At 60.6% G+C, this 16,665-nt stretch carries 17 protein-coding genes; 11 read left to right on the top strand and 6 right to left on the bottom strand.

Annotation, left to right across the window (positions count from 1 at the left end; translation table 11 throughout):
* Nucleotides 1-75 precede the first annotated feature (75 nt).
* Nucleotides 76-1,068 (top strand): UDP-glucose 4-epimerase GalE, encoded by a 993-nt coding sequence (galE, locus tag ACRQ1B_RS23085; RefSeq protein ID WP_432296466.1) that lies wholly within the window; start codon nucleotides 76-78, stop codon nucleotides 1,066-1,068.
* On the opposite strand, the gene ACRQ1B_RS23080 is transcribed toward galE, so the two are convergent.
* Nucleotides 1,069-1,761, bottom strand: a complete 693-nt coding sequence (locus ACRQ1B_RS23080; RefSeq protein ID WP_432296464.1) for a pentapeptide repeat-containing protein — start codon at nucleotides 1,759-1,761, stop codon at nucleotides 1,069-1,071.
* A 306-nt stretch (nucleotides 1,762-2,067) separates the two neighbouring features.
* On the opposite strand from ACRQ1B_RS23080, the gene ACRQ1B_RS23075 reads away from it, so the two are divergent.
* Nucleotides 2,068-3,021, top strand: coding sequence for an MBL fold metallo-hydrolase (locus tag ACRQ1B_RS23075; protein WP_432296462.1), 954 nt, complete (start codon nucleotides 2,068-2,070; stop codon nucleotides 3,019-3,021).
* A gap of 222 nt (nucleotides 3,022-3,243) precedes the next feature.
* Nucleotides 3,244-4,104: an Abi family protein gene (locus ACRQ1B_RS23070; RefSeq protein ID WP_432296461.1), complete on the top strand. Its 861-nt coding sequence runs from the start codon at nucleotides 3,244-3,246 to the stop codon at nucleotides 4,102-4,104.
* Nucleotides 4,105-4,113: 9 nt separating this feature from the next.
* On the opposite strand, the gene ACRQ1B_RS23065 is transcribed toward ACRQ1B_RS23070, so the two are convergent.
* Complete coding sequence (locus ACRQ1B_RS23065; RefSeq protein ID WP_432296459.1) at nucleotides 4,114-5,028, bottom strand: DUF1499 domain-containing protein; 915 nt, start codon at nucleotides 5,026-5,028, stop codon at nucleotides 4,114-4,116.
* Between the two features lie 93 nt (nucleotides 5,029-5,121).
* A complete protein-coding gene (locus ACRQ1B_RS23060; protein ID WP_432296457.1) occupies nucleotides 5,122-5,277 on the bottom strand; it encodes a hypothetical protein in 156 nt (51 codons plus the stop codon).
* Nucleotides 5,278-5,438: 161 nt separating this feature from the next.
* Here ACRQ1B_RS23060 and ACRQ1B_RS23055 point away from each other — a divergent pair, with 161 nt between their 5' ends.
* From ACRQ1B_RS23055 to ACRQ1B_RS23030, 6 genes are all read left to right on the top strand, one after another.
* Nucleotides 5,439-7,094, top strand: coding sequence for a phosphoethanolamine transferase (locus ACRQ1B_RS23055; protein WP_432296456.1), 1,656 nt, complete (start codon nucleotides 5,439-5,441; stop codon nucleotides 7,092-7,094).
* Entirely contained in the window at nucleotides 7,091-7,573 is a 483-nt protein-coding gene (locus ACRQ1B_RS23050; RefSeq protein WP_432296455.1) for a diacylglycerol kinase, read from the top strand. The genes ACRQ1B_RS23055 and ACRQ1B_RS23050 overlap by 4 nt, the downstream gene beginning before the upstream one ends.
* Nucleotides 7,574-7,698: 125 nt before the next feature.
* Complete coding sequence (locus ACRQ1B_RS23045) at nucleotides 7,699-8,361, top strand: response regulator transcription factor (protein WP_432296453.1); 663 nt, start codon at nucleotides 7,699-7,701, stop codon at nucleotides 8,359-8,361.
* Entirely contained in the window at nucleotides 8,358-9,743 is a 1,386-nt protein-coding gene (locus tag ACRQ1B_RS23040) for a sensor histidine kinase (RefSeq protein WP_432296451.1), read from the top strand. The genes ACRQ1B_RS23045 and ACRQ1B_RS23040 overlap by 4 nt, the downstream gene beginning before the upstream one ends.
* A gap of 96 nt (nucleotides 9,744-9,839) precedes the next feature.
* The gene (locus ACRQ1B_RS23035; protein WP_432296449.1) at nucleotides 9,840-10,106 is read left to right on the top strand and encodes a type II toxin-antitoxin system RelB/DinJ family antitoxin; all 267 of its coding nucleotides are present in this window, start codon (nucleotides 9,840-9,842) and stop codon (nucleotides 10,104-10,106) included.
* 22 nt (nucleotides 10,107-10,128) lie between these two features.
* Complete coding sequence (locus ACRQ1B_RS23030) at nucleotides 10,129-10,455, top strand: type II toxin-antitoxin system YafQ family toxin (RefSeq protein ID WP_432296447.1); 327 nt, start codon at nucleotides 10,129-10,131, stop codon at nucleotides 10,453-10,455.
* Between the two features lie 18 nt (nucleotides 10,456-10,473).
* Here ACRQ1B_RS23030 and ACRQ1B_RS23025 read toward each other — a convergent pair whose 3' ends face one another.
* Entirely contained in the window at nucleotides 10,474-12,051 is a 1,578-nt protein-coding gene (locus tag ACRQ1B_RS23025; RefSeq protein ID WP_432296445.1) for a VOC family protein, read from the bottom strand.
* Between the two features lie 60 nt (nucleotides 12,052-12,111).
* Between ACRQ1B_RS23025 and ACRQ1B_RS23020 the strand changes: the two genes are divergently transcribed.
* Complete coding sequence (locus ACRQ1B_RS23020; protein WP_432296444.1) at nucleotides 12,112-12,669, top strand: NADPH-dependent FMN reductase; 558 nt, start codon at nucleotides 12,112-12,114, stop codon at nucleotides 12,667-12,669.
* Nucleotides 12,670-12,835: 166 nt separating this feature from the next.
* On the opposite strand, the gene ACRQ1B_RS23015 is transcribed toward ACRQ1B_RS23020, so the two are convergent.
* Complete coding sequence (locus ACRQ1B_RS23015; RefSeq protein ID WP_432296443.1) at nucleotides 12,836-13,417, bottom strand: hypothetical protein; 582 nt, start codon at nucleotides 13,415-13,417, stop codon at nucleotides 12,836-12,838.
* Nucleotides 13,418-13,563: 146 nt separating this feature from the next.
* Here ACRQ1B_RS23015 and ACRQ1B_RS23010 point away from each other — a divergent pair, with 146 nt between their 5' ends.
* A complete protein-coding gene (locus tag ACRQ1B_RS23010) occupies nucleotides 13,564-13,836 on the top strand; it encodes a hypothetical protein (protein ID WP_432296441.1) in 273 nt (90 codons plus the stop codon).
* Here the strand turns inward: ACRQ1B_RS23010 and ppdK are convergent, their stop codons facing one another.
* A complete protein-coding gene (gene ppdK / locus ACRQ1B_RS23005) occupies nucleotides 13,837-16,524 on the bottom strand; it encodes a pyruvate, phosphate dikinase (RefSeq protein ID WP_432296440.1) in 2,688 nt (895 codons plus the stop codon).
* Nucleotides 16,525-16,665: the final 141 nt, after the last annotated feature.

The following is a 16,665-nucleotide window of genomic DNA, read 5'->3' as shown; positions in this document are numbered from 1 at the left end:
CAATCTAATGAAAGTATAAAAACAGCGTCATATTCCACTCCGGCCAGCAAGAGGCCGACAGAAGGGTTTTCAAGCATGGCGGTTCTCGTCACCGGCGGTGCGGGTTATATCGGCAGTCACATGGTCTGGGCACTGCTCGACCACGGCGAGGACGTGGTCGTCATCGATCGCCTCTCCACCGGCTTTCGCTGGGCTTTGGCGCCCGAGGCAAAATTCTACGAAGGCGATATCGCCGACCGCGCGCTTCTGGCAAAAATCTTCGATACCCATGCCATCGATGCCATCATCCATTTCGCCGGCTCCGTCGTGGTGCCGGATTCCGTGCGTGATCCGCTCAGCTATTACGAAAACAACACGGTCAAATCACAGGCGCTGATCCGCGCCGCCGTCGAGGCCGGTGTGCCGCATTTCGTGTTCTCCTCCACCGCCGCCGTTTATGGCACGCCGCGTGAGGCCGCGCCCGTCGTGGAAGACGCTCCGCTCAACCCGGAATCCCCTTACGGCTCGTCGAAACTGATGACCGAGATCATGCTGCGCGACACAGCCGCCGCCCATAATTTCACCTATACGGCGCTGCGCTATTTCAACGTCGCCGGCGCCGATCCGCGCGGCCGCACCGGCCAGTCGACGGCAGGGGCCACCCATCTCATCAAGGTCGCCTGCGAAACCGCCCTGGGCCGCCGCTCGAAATTGCAAATTTTTGGCAACGACTACCCCACCCCGGATGGCACCTGCATCCGCGATTACATCCATGTCAGCGATCTCACCGACGCCCACCTGAAAGCCCTGCAACGCCTGCGTTCGGGCGGCACCTCGCTTGTGGCCAATTGCGGTTACGGTCGCGGTTTTTCCGTACTCGACGTGATCGATTGCGTGCGCCGCCTGTCCGGCCGTGATTTTGCCGTGGAAGAGGTTGGTCGCCGCCCCGGCGATGCCGCTTTCGTGGTGGCCGATGCCTCGATCGCAAGGCACGACCTTGGCTGGCAACCGGCGCATGACGATCTCGATTTCATCATCCGCACCGCGCTCGCCTGGGAAGATCATCTGGGCCGCCGCAACGAGCGATAATTACCGCACCTTCAAACCCAACTCTGCCAGCAACAACCCCGCCTGATCCTTCGAGATCGTCGCACCGCGAAACTTTTTCGCATCGATCAGCCGCAGGCCGCCAAGGTCGGCACCGCGCAGGTCCGCACCATCGAACCGGGCATCCACCAGCCCGGCATCGCGCAGACTGCAGCCGGAAAAGACCGCCTTTCGGAAATCGCAACCGGTCAGGTCGGCCATGCCGAAATCCAGCTTCTCCAGCCGCTCGTTGTTGAAGGAAAGCCCGCGCAGACGCGCCGCCGAAAGCAGCGTTTCCCGGAACGACAGCCCAAGCGAACGGACGCGCGAAAAATCGGCACCGGTCAGCTTGCAGCCTTCAAAACGCGTGTCACTGGCTTTCGCCTCGACAAAGGAGGCATTGTTGAAATCACAACCGGACAACGTGACGTCGGTCAAATCGGCACCGGCAAAATCCGCATGCGCGCCACGGCAGCCAGTGAATTTCGCACCCTCCAGCCCGGCGCTGCGAAAATCCACATTGGCCAGTCTGCAGTCTTCAAAAATCCAGAAGGGCATGTCGAGACTGGCAAGATCGGCGCCATCGAGCGTGCAGTTTTTCAGCGATACGGTGAGGCCTTCGCGCGACCAGCCGCGCATGTCATCGGTGGAAACGTCGCGATCGCGGATATCGAATGTGGGTTGTTGTTCGGCCATGACGGTTCCTGATGCGATCGCGTTGCGCGTGTTGAGACGGCGCGGCAAGTGCCCTTCTCCCCGTCAAAACGGGGAGAAGGTGCCGGCAGGCGGATGAGGGGCAAGCTTCAAACTCGGCGCCTGTGGCGGCCCCTCATCCCCTCGCTATCGCTCCGGACCTTCTCCCCGCAAGCGAGGAGAAGGGTAACGCGGCACCGTCGCCACCCATACCAAAATCCCCTATCCGATTCCCTGCCTACTCTCCATGCGTCCCTCGCCCCGCCCACCTCGCCATGCTAGACCGCATCACGCATGAAGGAGACAACCATGGACGACGATACACGCACGGAAGACAAAACGCCGTCAGACACCGACGACGTCACCTTCGACCGCGAATTCATCCCCGCCCATGGTCATGCCATCGAGATCGCACCGGGCGTTCAGCGCATCACCTGCGGCAATGCCTCGCCCTTCACCTTCACCGGCACCAACAGCTATATTATCGGCACCGGCTCCACCGTCGCCATGATCGATCCCGGTCCGCAAGACGAGGCGCATTTCGATGCGCTGATGAAGGCGCTCGGGCCCAGAAAACTCAGCCACATTTTTGTCAGCCACACCCACCGCGACCACTCGCCGCTCGCGGCCCGCGTGAAAGACGCGACCAGCGCGTTGACGGTGGCGGAAGGTCCGCACCGGGCGGCACGGCCGCTGCATGCCGGCGAGATCAATCCGTTCGCCGAAAGCTCCGATACGGATTTCGTGCCCGACATCGCCCTTGCCGAAGGCGCCACCATCGAAGGCGATGGCTGGTCGCTTTCAGCCGTGCACACACCCGGCCACACCGCCAATCATTCCGCCTTTGCACTCGAAGGCACCGGCATCCTGTTTTCCGCCGATCACGTCATGGCCTGGGCCACCACCATCGTCGCCCCGCCAGATGGTTCGATGGGTGATTTCATGGCCTCGGTCGAAAAGCTGCTTGCGCGAAACGACCATATCTTTTTCCCCGGCCATGGCGGCCCGGTCATGGAGCCGCGGTCTTTTTTGCGAGGGCTCCGCACCCATCGTCGCATGCGCGAACGGGCGATCCTGGAGCGCATTCGCGGCGGCGACCGGCTGATATCGGACATGGTCAAGGTGATCTATGCCCGCACCGATATCCGCCTGCATGGCGCGGCCGCCCTTTCGGTTCTGGCGCATCTGGAAGATCTGGTGGAAAAAGGCATGGTATCGACCGATGGCCCGCCATCGCTGCTCGGCGAATACCGGGTGGCGTAACGATGCTTCCATGGCGGCTGCGCCTCAGTATCGGTGAAACGCCGGAATTACCCATAAAATCCACGATAGATTGCAGTGCCAACGCCGGATAGGAAAGAGGCACTGATGCGGTACCTCTTGCTTTATGGGGCGGGAATGGGCATATTTTTCTCGCTACGGGTCACCACACGTCCGCAAGGAGTGCAACAGGGTGGCCCTTTTGCGTTTAAGGCTCCATGAGCGATGGCGCATAGACCTTACACGAAGCCGCATCAGACACCGGCCCAACTCGCGCAACACCTCATTGATTGCGGAATGCCGCTGCCGGGGCGCACGCGCCAATATGCCGAAAAGAAGATCGCCCAGGTTGGGTATGAACGCCTTCGCATCTATTTCCGTAGTCGCCGTCAATTAAGCATGCCCGGAAAGCCCTTTATCCCGGGCACGAAATTCAGGGACATCATCGCCCTGTACGAATTCGATGAAATATTGAGGGCATTTTGCTTCCGACATCTCGGCCGGTTTGAAATCGTGCTTCGCAACCAATTGTCCGAAATTCTGTCACGCCAATATGGCTCACATCCCTGTTTCGACAGTGCCGCTTATCGAACCTCAAAAATGCGGGCGAGTGCAGTGGGGCGCCTGTCGGATATATTCTACAAAAAGACCGATCAGAGAGCGCGACACTATTTCGACGAATACAATCCGCCGATGATACCGCCCATCTGGGTGATGAAAGAATTTTTGACCTTCGGCAACCTCAGCCACGTATTGGATCAGCTGTCCACACCGGTTCACAACGATCTGACCACAGCTTTCGGCATGCCGAACTACGCCGTGCTGGAGAACTGGATTCGCGTCCTGATCGACCTCAGAAATGACTGTGCGCACCACGACCGGCTGTTCAACCGCAGCTTTCAGAAACAACCCCAGCGCTTTACGAGAGCCGCTGTTCCGACGGCGCCGCAGAACAAGCTCAAGGCCCTGCTGGAATGCCTTGAGTTCCTGCTGAAGGCGCAAGGTTACAATGATCCGATTGTTGCGACCGTTGCAAAAATGATTGTCCGATGTCCGGCAGTCATTCCTGCCGAAGTGGGTTATTAGAGCGGTTCCTCAATCTACCGCCAGCCCCAGCAATTCCGAATCCAGCGACCGCAAGAAACCCTGCGCGATATCGGCGCTCAGGCCGAGATCATGGCCGCCGTAGCGCGAGGCGACGCGCATGTCGACCATGGTCGTCTCGGCCTCTTCGCGCAGGCGGATGACCACGTCGAAACGCAGGCCGAGGATCAGCGTGCGCGTCTGCCCCTGCAGGATCACATCGCCGGGCCTGCCGATTTCCTCGACGAGCGCTTTGCCCGGCCGCAACTGGTCCGGACGCGGCAACGGGATCGGAATATTGTCCGGCACGGCGCCGCTTTCGGCCCGTGTTTTCGGCGCCGGTTTTTCAGTAATGTCCGGCTCCACCAGTTCCATGCCATGCTTGAGGTCGAGCGAAATACGCGTCGATTTCGCCACCTTTGCCACCGCTTCATAGATACGGTCGGCAGCGCCTTCGTAACGGCGGCCGGTCAGTTCCGGATAGGCGGTCAGCTGCAATTGCCGGTCGCTCGGTGTCACCAATGTGGCCCGCTGCAGCCATTGCTGATCGGCGTGAGGCTCGCGGATCCAGACCGGCGGATCGGCGACATCGGTCGCGACATCATAAAGCGGCGGCGTGGAAAAATAGAGTGTCGCGGCAAAGACCACCAGCACCACCGGTGGCGCGGCATAGGCCAGCGCCCAGGCGGACGCGACGCCGCCTTCCGCACCCACCTGCCACAAACGCATGAGACCGATCACCGCAAACAGCACCGCCACCAAGGCGATAGCCGAGGAAAACAGCAGGATGGCGACAAAATCCGGCCCTGTCAGCGGCCCGAACCGGTGCGCGACCAGCGCGATCAGGAACAGCACAAGCGCCGCCAGGCCGATACGCCGGGCAGCATGGGCCGACTGGGAAACGGGACGAACGAAACGGACGGTCATGCGGATTTTCCGGTTACAGGCGCTTCGCCCTTATAGGCGATCCCGTCGACCGTGGAAATCGCAAGCCTGCAACAGAGGCGGCGTCCATTAATCTCAGCCGGAAAAACCGCGATGCGGCTGGCTGATGCCGGCCGGCCAGGCCTGTAAGGACTGACTATGACGTTCCGCCCGCAGCATGGGAATGGAGACGACGAGCAAGACGAGGACGGCCACATAAACCAGACCCGGACGGGCTTTCAGACTATTCACCGGACACCAACTCCTGCTGCGATGGTGCCATGAATGGACCGCGAAGCTGACAGCCACCTGAAGGAAAGCACGCGGCGGCAAGTTTTATGACATTCAGGTGACTGTCAGGATCGGGTGCGATTTCGCCGGCAATCGAAACTGCCGGGAGCTTTCCCTTGTCCATGCATAATCTGTCCCATTCCGCCGGCCGCCCGTCATGGCAGCTTGCCCGTCCGCAGATCGGCAGCATCACGCTGGCGGCGATGACGGCGCTTTATCTGATTGCCTTCACCAATCGCACATTCCTTTCGCGGGCATTTTCCTATTTCGACAATCACCTGTCGCTTGCAGCCTTTGTCTTCGGGCTCACCTGCCTGTTTACCGCCTTCACCATCGCGATTTCGGTCAGATATCTGGTCAAACCGCTGCTGATCGTGATGGTGCTTTCCGCCGCATCGGCCTCGTGGTTCATGGACGGTTTCGGCACGATCATCGATGTCGACATGATCCGCAACGCCGCGACAACCACGACATCGGAAGCGGGTCACCTGATCACGCCTGCCTATATCCTGCACATGACCGTGTTCGGTCTCCTGCCCTCGCTGATGATCGCCTTCGTTCAGGTCAAACACCGCAATTTCCTCGCCAAGGTCCGCTGGAACCTCACCGCCATCGTGCCGCTGCTTCTGCTGGCGCTTGCCTGCGGCGTCAGCAGCGCGCGGTCGATCGCGGCCGTCACCCGCCTGCACAAGGACCTGATCATGACGCTCAACCCGTTCGTGCCGATGGGCAGCGCGGTCGGTTTCGCGCTCGCCTCCGAGGCCGACAAGAACATCGTCGCCGCCCCGCTCGGCACCGATGCCACGGTGGCCGGTCCGACCGCGTCGGGCAAACCGCGCGTGCTGATCATCGTCACCGGCGAAACCGCGCGTGCGGAAAATTTTTCGCTGAACGGTTATGCCCGCGACACCAACCCGGAACTGAAGAAACGCGACATCACCTATTTTTCGCAGACATCGAGCTGCGGAACGGCGACGGCCGTTTCCGTGCCCTGCATGTTCTCCAACCTGAAACGCAGCGGTTATTCGCATCGCGCCGGTCTTGCCAACGAAAACCTGCTCGACGTCTTCGGCCATGCCGGCATCAAGACCGAATGGTGGGAAAACAATACCGGAGACAAAAATGTCGCCGACCGCACCACCATGCATTCCTTCTCCAACGCCAATGATCCGCGCTTCTGCACGGCCAATGAATGCCTGGACGATGCGATGATCGACCAGCTCGATACATGGCTTTCGAATGTGAAGGGCGACAGCGTGCTGGTGTTGCACCAACTCGGCAGCCATGGCCCGGCCTATTACCAGCGTTACACGCCGGAATTCGCCCGTTTCACGCCCGAATGCAAGACCGGCGAAATCGGCACCTGCGACCGGCAGGCGGTGGTCAATACCTATGACAACACCATCCTCTATACCGACCACATCCTGGCCTCGGTCATCGACCACCTGAAGGCACGCGAAAACAGCATCGACCCGGCGATGATCTACATGTCCGACCATGGTGAATCGCTCGGTGAAAACGGCCTTTACCTGCACGGCGCGCCTTATATCATCGCCCCTTCGCAGCAGACGCATGTGCCCTTCGTTCTGTGGCAGGGCGCGGAAATGAAGGCCACCGTCGATGCCGGCTGCGTGACCAAACGCGCCGGCGAAGACGCCTCGCATGACAACCTGTTCCACACGGCGCTTGGGCTGATGGCGGTGAAAACTTCGGTCTATACGCCAAAACTCGACGTGCTTTCCGCCTGCCGCGCGCCGGTGAGTGGAGCAAACTCATGACCCTTCCCGATTGCAGCTCCTTCGGGAAGGTCAGCAAACCGGTCACCAAACGGAGCGACGGTCCAATCCCCAGCCGATCCGCTTCTCCGAAACCACCGATCGGCACCCACCCGCCGATCGGCAAGGTGACCGGCAGTCGGCACCTTGCGGCAGCACTCGGCTATTCGCTGGGTGGTGCCGCAAGGCTGCTGGGCGAAACCGCGTTCCGCCACGAACTGCTGGCCGCCATCGGCATTTTCGGCGGTTTCGCCTTTGTCGGTGCCAACCTCTCCGAATACGTGTCGATGGCCGTGCTGTTCCTCGCCCTGATCGCCGCAGAAGCCCTCAACACGGCGATCGAGGAAATCATCGACCGCATCTCGCCGGAATGGTCCAAAACCGGCAAGAATGCCAAGGATCTCGGCTCGTTTGCGGTGTTCTGCCTGCTTGCCGCCAACGGATTGATGGCGGCTTTCGTCATCCTTTCCCGGCTTTTGTGACCATGAACCCCGCCAGCGCTCCATCCCCACTCGAAATTTTGGCCCCATCTCTGCTAGATACGGGTTACAGGATATCGTCGTACCCGAGTGGACGCTGGCATGCGGGCCGGGATGGAGCAGGCAGTTTGAGAGTTCTTCTGATCGAGGACGATGCGACGCTCGGCGAAGCGGTGCGTGACCATGTGGCGGCCAGTGACCATGCCGTCGACTGGATGAAGACGATCGACACAGGTGGTGCGGCGCTGGCCACCACCGCCTACGGTCTCGTGCTTCTCGACCTGCGCCTGCCGGATGGCAGCGGTATCGATCTGCTCAAAAAATTCCGCGGCCAGGGCGGCACGACACCGGTCATCATCCTCACCGCCCATGACCAGATTTCCGACCGTATCGAAGGGCTGAACAGCGGCGCCGACGATTATCTCGTCAAACCCTTCAATCTCGGCGAACTGACCGCCCGCATGCTGGCCGTCAGCCGGCGCTACAGTGGCAGGCCCGTGTCGCTGGTCAAAGTCGGCGATCTGGAAATCGACGCTGCCGACCGCCGTGTGACGGCCGCTGGCGAAACGATCACTCTGTCCGGCCGCGAATGGGCGGTGCTCGATGCGCTCGCCGCCCGCCCGAATGCGGTCGTTTCCAAGGCCCAGATCGAGGAAGCGCTTTACGCCTTCGGCTCGGAAATCGAGAGCAACACAGTGGAAGTCTATGTCAGCCGGCTGCGCAAGAAACTCGGCCGCGACCATATCGCGACGCTGCGCGGCGTCGGTTACCGGCTGGGGCGTGAGCAATGAACCCGTTTGCCCGGGCGACCGGCCCGTCGATGACACGCCGGCTGATTTTTTCCATCACTGCCATGATGGCGCTGCTCTGGCTCCTTGCCGTCGGCCTCGGCCTCGTGGTGATGGAGGAGGAATATGCCGAAATGTTCGACGGCACATTGCAGGACACCGCCGAACGGCTGGTGCCGCTGGTCGTTGACGACCTCGAACACAGAGGCATGCTCGGCGGCCCTGACGACAACCGCCCCAGCACCGCGCCCCAACAATTGCAGACCGGCAATTCCAGCGGTGACCGCGAATACCTGATCTATCAGGTGCGCGATGCATCAGGCCGCGTGCTGATCCGCTCGCATGACGCGCCGGAACAGGCGTTCGAAACGCCGCTCAAGGCCGGTTTCTGGAAAAACGCCACCTACCAGTTCTACACCGCCACCGATGAGAATGCACAGGTCTTCATCCAGGTGGCAGACGCTTTCGAAAATCGCGAGGAAGCCCTGCGCGAAGGCGCAATCGCGCTGTTTTTGCCGCTTGCCTTGCTGATCCCGGTCAGCGGCATCGCCATCTGGCTCGTGGTGCGCCGCGCCGTACAGCCGGTGGGCGATCTGCGCCGCGACATCGAAAGCAAGGATGGTGGCAATATGGAGCCGATCGATCCTTCCAACCTGCCGCGCGAATTGCAGCCGATCGCCACTTCGGTCAACTTCCTGATGACACGCCTGCGCACGGCGCTGGATGCCGAACGCGAATTCACCTCCAACAGCGCCCACGAGCTGCGCACGCCGATCGCAGGCGCCTTGGCGCAGACGCAGATGCTGATCTCAGAACTGCGCGACCCGACCAATCGCCACCGCGCCGGCCAGATCGAAGCCTCACTCATCCGCCTCAGCCATCTCGCCGAAAAACTGCTGCAATTGTCGCGCGCCGAAGCGGGCATAGGCATCACTGACAAGCCCGTCGACCTGACCCGTGTTCTCGACATGGTGCTGACCGATTTCTGGCGCGGCATGAACGAACCGCAACGCCTCATTCTGCATCGCGCCGAGGGGGCAAAGCTCACCGGCCCGTTCAGCGAAGACGCCTTTGCCATCGTGTTGCGCAATCTCATCGAAAACGCGCTGGTGCATGGCAGGCCGGGCACGCCGGTCGAAGTGTTTCTCGACAATGGCGGTCCGGTGCGCATCGTCAACGCTTCACCGGTGATGAGCGAAGGTGAACTCGCCACCATCCGCAAACGCTTTTCGCGAGGGCGCACGGAAGCCGCCGGTTCGGGCTTGGGTCTCTCGATCGTGGAACGGTTGCTGGGGCAGATGGGCGGAAAACTGGTGCTGTTGTCACCGGCGGAAGGGCGTGCGGACGGGTTCGAGGCGCGGGTGGAATTGCCGAAAGCAGGTTGAGGGAATACGCCGCATTCGCATTGTACCGCGCGCTTGACTGTCTCTCATATGAGATACATATTTACAGCGATTGATGCCACCACGGAGCATAAGCCGATGGCCACGAAAATGCTGCATGTCCGCGTCGATGACGATATCCGCGAAGACGCTTCCGAAGTGCTGGATGCACTCGGAATGACCATGTCGGATGCTGTGCGGATCTTTTTGCATCGTGTTGCCGCCACCCAAAGCTTTCCGCTGGAACTAAAAGTCCCGAATGAAGAAACGCGTGCCGCCCTCAAGGAAGCGCGCGATATCCGAAAGGCACGCAAGGCACGTTTTGAAACGCCGGAAGCGCTTTTCGCCGATCTGAACGGCAAGTAGATTTTGCAGCGAGCCGAAGTAAATGGCGAAGGACGGCAAAAAACATAGCGATGCCCGTCGGGTGCCCCGGCCCCGCGCATGCGATTATACGCAACCGTTTCGAAAAGACTGGGAGCGCTACAACAAGGCCGGCAAGACGGATATGAACCGCGCCATCGAACTGATGCTGCTGATCATGCTGAAAAAGCCGCTCGGCCCCAAATGGCGAGACCATGCCCTCTCCGGTAAGGAATGGCACGGTGCCCGCGAAGCCCATATCGGCGGCGATTTTCTGCTCGTCTACACCTGCGACGACGATTATGTCGAATTCGTTCGGCTGGGCTCGCATTCAGAATTGTTTGGGCGCTGACCAGCTCGATCAGTCCCCTCACCGCGCCAGCCATTTGCCCACCACACCACGATCCGCTTCCACGACATCGTGCCCGGCCTCGACCGTCATCATCGTCACCTCGACAGACCGCGCCGCCAAAATCTCCATCAGCTTCAACGCATCCGCCGCGTGGGCATCCGCATTGCCGGCCACGATCAGCACTTCGGCCTTGGCGCTCGAAACCTCCACCGCCGGAATATCGCTCAGCACCGGCACAGGCCGCATCAGCACGGCGCGACGGATGACGCCCGGATGCAGCAGCATCACGGCGGCCAAAAAATTCGCGCCATTGGACTGGCCGACAAAGGTCGTTTTCTCCAGATCCACGCCATAGGCCTGCCGTAACTGACCGACCATTTCGACAAAGGCTTCCGCCTCGGAAGCAATATCCTTCTGGTCAAAAGACCCATCCTCGAACCGGCGGAAGAAACGCGGCACGCCCTCTTCCGTCGCGCGGCCCCGCACCGCCAGCAGCATCGTATCGGGTGCCACCACACGGGCAAACGGCAGGAGGCTGGTTTCATTGCCGCCGCTGCCATGCAGCAGAACCAGCGTCCGGTCGTCCGGTGTTTCCGGCATAAAGATACGGTGCACGAAGGGCAGTTCGCGGTAACGGATGCGCGGCTCTCCGGGCAGGCTGAACTGCGGCAGCATGGCGCGGCTGTCCGCCTCGCGATCCTGCCAGTGCGGCGGAATGAACAGGGTTTTGCCCAGTTCTTCCTCGCTCTCGTCGAGCATGAAACCCGGTTCGTCCGTGGCATATTCGATCAAGGAGCCACCCGGCTCGCGGGCATAAAGCGAATAGAAATATTTGCGGTCATGCGCATTGGTCGGCGCGCCGTCCGTCGCTTCGATACTCTCCGCCACCCTGTGCACGGTGTCGACATCCGGAGCATTGAGCGCGATATGATCGATCGTGCCGGTGCCGGGAGCTGCCGTCCAGAAACCGGTCGCATCACGCACATCGACCACGCCGCCGGTCGCGGATGTCAGCCGCGTCTGGCTGCCTTCGGCCGGGCCTGCCTCCAGCCCGAAATTTGTCGTCAGGAATGCGATCGTGTCCGCCGGTTTTTCGGTGAGGATGGTGCCGCTGCGCAGGGCAACAACGGCATATTCTTCAGGAATCCCCTCACCCGTCCACGGTTTGCCACCGAAGGCGGAAAGATCCTCGACGCCGATCAGTTTGATGATGATGCCGTCCGGGTCTTTTAACCGCAGCACCGGCTCGCCAAACTCCTGCGCCGGGCCCTGCGTGGCAATGCCGAACTGCAGCGCGCGCGTCAGCCAGAAACCGATCGCATCGCAGGAGACGGCGAGCCCGATCTCGTTCGGCGCACCATGGCCGACACGGCCGGGAGATCCGTCTTCCCAAGCGAGAAAAGTGACAAGCGAACCGGGCGAGGCAACCGCTTCACCGTAGAACAGATGAAGCTGTGTGGCATCCTCGAAACCGGCGGTGCGTTTCACCAGCCGCAGCCCCAGAAAACCGACGTAAAAATCGATATTGGCCTGAATGCTGCGGGTAATCGCCGTGATGTGATGCAATCCGCTGGTGCTGCTTTTGCCGCTCGTCATTGTCCGCCGCCTCCTGTGTCTCTATTTGACGGTTGTTATAACCAATCGGAGCGAAGGCGCATGGTCAAACTTGTCGGAATCTCGGGCAGTCTCAGAAACAGATCGTTCAACACTTCGCTCTTGAACGCGGCTGAAAAACATCTGCCGGATGGCGTGACGCTCACCAAAGGCACGATTTCCGGCATCCCGCTTTACGACGGCGACCTTGAGGCGGCGGAAGGTGTTCCGGAAGCCGTGACCACGCTGAAACGACAGATGTCGGAGGCCGACGGCATCATCCTGTTCACGCCGGAATACAACAATTCCATTCCCGGCGTGTTCAAGAACGCCATTGACTGGATTTCCCGCCCGCATCCCGACATCCCGGACGTGTTCAAGGGCCGCCCATTCGCCATCGCCGGCGCGTCACCCGGCAATTACGGCACGCTTCTTTCCCAAAACGCATGGCTTTCGGTGCTGCACACATTGGGTGCGCAGGCATGGTCGGGCAAACGGCTGATGGTGGGCAATGCCGGCAAGGTTTTTGATACGCAAGGAAACATCACCGACGAGGCGATCGCCAGGCGGCTTGCCGATTTCGTTGCGGCATTTGCGGATTTTGTGAGGGCGAAGGGATAAGGTCGTCCAAGCTTGCAACCTTGACTTTTAGCGTGAAACTGGCTAAAAATTCCTTCAGGCAGGCTGACTTGAAGGTCGCTGTCATGCCAACCAGATCGGCGACGATCCGGTCTCGTAAACCACGGTAATGGGCAACTGAATGCGAGGCCTGGCATCTTGTCAGGCCTCAATCATTATGGGGTGTTCGCCGCCCCTCGAACAGGCATTTGCGAGCAAAATAACTCAACTGTTTGCGAGCAATCCTGCGCTCATCAATGACTTTCGGATGGGCCGACAGCACTTCCATCGTGATATCGTTATGGGCCTGCGGCTGGAGACAATAAACAACTGACCATGTGCGCCCATCCGCCATTTCAACAAAGATCAGGTTTTTGATCCCGCCAAAACTCTGAGATGCATGCGTCAGGCTGTTGCTTTCGATCCTTTCCCTGATCTTGTCGCCAAGCTGCTTCGACATGGCGTAACGGTCCGTATCAAAAGCTCTTCTGATGCCGTGATGATCCAGCATATGGTGATCCTGTCCATGCTTGGCACGCTCGGTAAAGACATGGCAGGAAAACACCACCGTCACCTTGAGGTCCGCGCCGGGATTGATGCCCTTTCCGGGAATGTAGGCCGGAAAGGCGTTCAGGTGAGAAAGATCATGGCGATCTGCTCCAACCTTTATCCAAGAGTATACTGTGGGAATTTTCAAGGCCGCCACCACACGTATTGCGCGCATCGATCTGTAAAACGGCTTCTTCGGCAATACCAGTGATGATCTGGAACACGTCCTCAATCATGGCGGCGTGACGAAGACCCAATTCCACTGCCACTACAAAATGCGTTAGAATGCATTCCACCGCGTCGCCCACATCCTTTTCATGGGCGCGACATCATTACGGAGTGCCCCTCATGCGTCCCCACCATCTCGTTCTGTTCGCCGCGTTTGCCGGCCTGCTTGCTTCCTGCCAGACGATGACGCCGGAAGAACGGCGCGCGGCCGATGAGAGCAGATGTGTCGGTTACGGTTTCAAGCCACGCACCGAAGGCATGGCGCGCTGCCTGCTGGATCTCGATCTCGACCGCCGTGCCGACATGCGGCAATGGCAGGACGAGATCAACAACCGCCCGCGCTTCTATGGACCGGTGATCGTGCAGCAGCCGGTCGTGGTGCGGCCGCGCTGATCAGCGAGAAGGTGTCGCCCCGGCCCTGACCCTGATCGCCGCCTGCGCCGCCGCAAGCCGTGCGATCGGCACACGAAACGGCGAGCACGACACATAATCCAGTCCGGCATCCTCGCAAAAGCTGATCGAGGCCGGGTCGCCGCCGTGTTCGCCGCAAATGCCGAGTTTCAGGTCGTTTCGCGTGCGCCGTCCGCGTTCCGCCGCCAGCTGGATCAGCTCGCCCACGCCCTCGAAATCTAGCGACACGAACGGGTCGTGTTCGATGATCCCCTTCTTCTGATAGGTCGGAATGAAGGTGGCGGCGTCGTCTCGGGAAATGCCGAACGTCGTCTGGGTGAGGTCGTTGGTGCCGAACGAAAAAAACTCTGCCGTTTCGGCGATCACATGAGCGCGCAAGGCGGCACGTGGCAGCTCGATCATCGTGCCGGCGAGATAAGTGGTCTCATGGCCCGTCTCCTTCGCCACGGATGCTGCCACGCAATCGATCACGCCCTTCACGTAATCCAGTTCGGCGCGAAGCCCCACCAGCGGCACCATGATTTCCAGCGCCACCGGGGCGCCTGTCTCAGTGGCGGCAGCGGCGGCTGCTTCGAAAATCGCGCGGGCCTGCATTTCGGCGATCTCGGGATAGGAGATCGCCAGACGGCAGCCGCGATGGCCCATCATCGGGTTGAATTCGTGGATGGCATCGATACGACGGGCGAGGAATCCCGGCTCCATGCCCATGGCCTGCGCCACATCGTTTATCTCGGCCTCCGTCTTGGGCAGAAACTCGTGCAATGGCGGATCGAGCAGGCGGATGGTGACGGGCAGGCCCGACATGATCGAGAACAGCTCGAAGAAGTCGGAGCGCTGCATCGGCAGAAGCTTGTCGAGTGCGGCCCTTCGCCCCGCCTCGTCCTCGGCCAAAATCATCTCGCGCATCACATGGATGCGCTCGCCTTCAAAGAACATGTGTTCGGTGCGGCAAAGCCCGATGCCTTCCGCCCCGAAAGCACGGGCGGCACGGGCATCCTGCGGCGTATCGGCATTGGTGCGCACGCTCATGCGGCGACACGTGTCCGCCCATTGCATCAGTCGCCCGAAATCGCCGGAAAGCTCCGGCTGGATCATCGGCACCACGCCGGCCAGAACCTGCCCGGCAGACCCATCGAGCGTGATGATATCGCCGCGCTTAAGCACGACGCCACCAACACCCATCAGCCGCTCGTTGCGGGCATCGACACGGATCGAACCGGCACCCACCACGCAAGGGATACCCATGCCGCGCGCCACGACGGCCGCATGGCTGGTCATGCCGCCACGCGTGGTCAAAATGCCTTCGGCGGCATGCATGCCGTGAATGTCTTCCGGGCTGGTTTCGGTGCGCACCAGAATGACCTTGCGCCCTTCCGCTTCCGCCGCAATCGCCTCTTCGGAGGTAAACACGATCTCGCCGCTGGCCGCCCCAGGCGAAGCCGGCAGGCCGGCGCCGATGACACGGCGCTCGACGCGCGGATCGATGGTCGGGTGCAGAAGCTGATCGAGCGATGGCGGCTCGATGCGACAGATGGCGTCCTCGTGGGTGATCACGCCTTCATCGACCATGTCGACGGCGATCTTCATGGCGGCGCGGGTGGTGCGCTTGCCGTTGCGGGTCTGCAGCATGAAAAGCTTGCCGCGCTCCACCGTGAACTCGATATCCTGCATGTCGCGAAAATGCGCTTCCAGCGTGTTGCAGACGGATTTGAACTCGGCAAATGCCTCCGGCATCAGCTTTTCCATCGACGGTTTTTCGCCGCCGGTGGCGATGCGGCCCTCCTCGGTGATCGATTGCGGCGTGCGGATGCCAGCCACCACATCCTCACCCTGCGCATTCACCAGAAACTCGCCATAGAGCGACTTTTCGCCGGTGGACGGATTGCGGGTGAAGGCCACGCCGGTCGCGGATGTGGAACCGAGATTGCCAAAAACCATGGCCTGCACGCTGACCGCCGTGCCCCATTGCGCCGGGATGTTGTGCAGTGTGCGAAAGGTGACGGCGCGCGGGTTCATCCAGCTGGCAAACACCGCACCGATTGCCTTCCACAGCTGTTCGAACGGGTCTTGCGGAAAGGTCTCCCCGAACTCCTCTTCGATCATCTGCTTGTAGAGCGACACGACATGCTGCCATTCGACGGCGCTCATATCGGTATCGTATTCGTGGCCGTACTGGGCTTTCTGGTCTTCGAGAATTTCCTCGAAAATCTCGTGGTCGACACCCATCACCACATCGGCATACATCTGGATGAAACGGCGATAGGTATCCCAGGCAAAGCGTGCATCACCGGCATCGTGGCCCAGCGCCTGCACGGTCTCGTCATTGAGGCCGAGATTGAGCACCGTATCCATCATGCCCGGCATGGAAGCGCGGGCGCCGGAGCGGACGGATAAAAGCAGCGGGCGGGTATCGCCGCCAAAAATGCGGCCGGTTTCCTCTTCCATGGCGGCAAGGCCATCGAGCACCTGTTTGCGCAGGTCATCCGGCAGGGTTTTGCCGTTGTCGTAATACCAGCCGCAGACATCGGTGATGATGGTCAGCCCCGGCGGCACCGGCAGGCCAAGGCTCGCCATTTCGGCAAGGTTCGCGCCCTTGCCGCCCAGCAAAGCATTGTCGGCGGCTTTCCCTTCCGCCTTGCCTCCGCCGAAGCGGTATACCCATTTCGCCATGCCTGCTCTCCACCCGACGCGGCCCTGTTCTTGTCTTTTGCCAAAGGCTTACAGCATTTTCTCATCTGAGGAAACGCAAGGCACGCCATCGATTGCTGCGCCGCAATGAGAAAATATCCATCACGATGCCAAATACGAGGA

This window comes from Endobacterium panacihumi (assembly GCF_050847465.1).
In the GTDB taxonomy this organism is placed as follows: Bacteria; Pseudomonadota; Alphaproteobacteria; order Rhizobiales; family Rhizobiaceae; genus Neorhizobium; species Neorhizobium panacihumi.
This window is presented reverse-complemented; position numbering and strand designations above follow the sequence as displayed.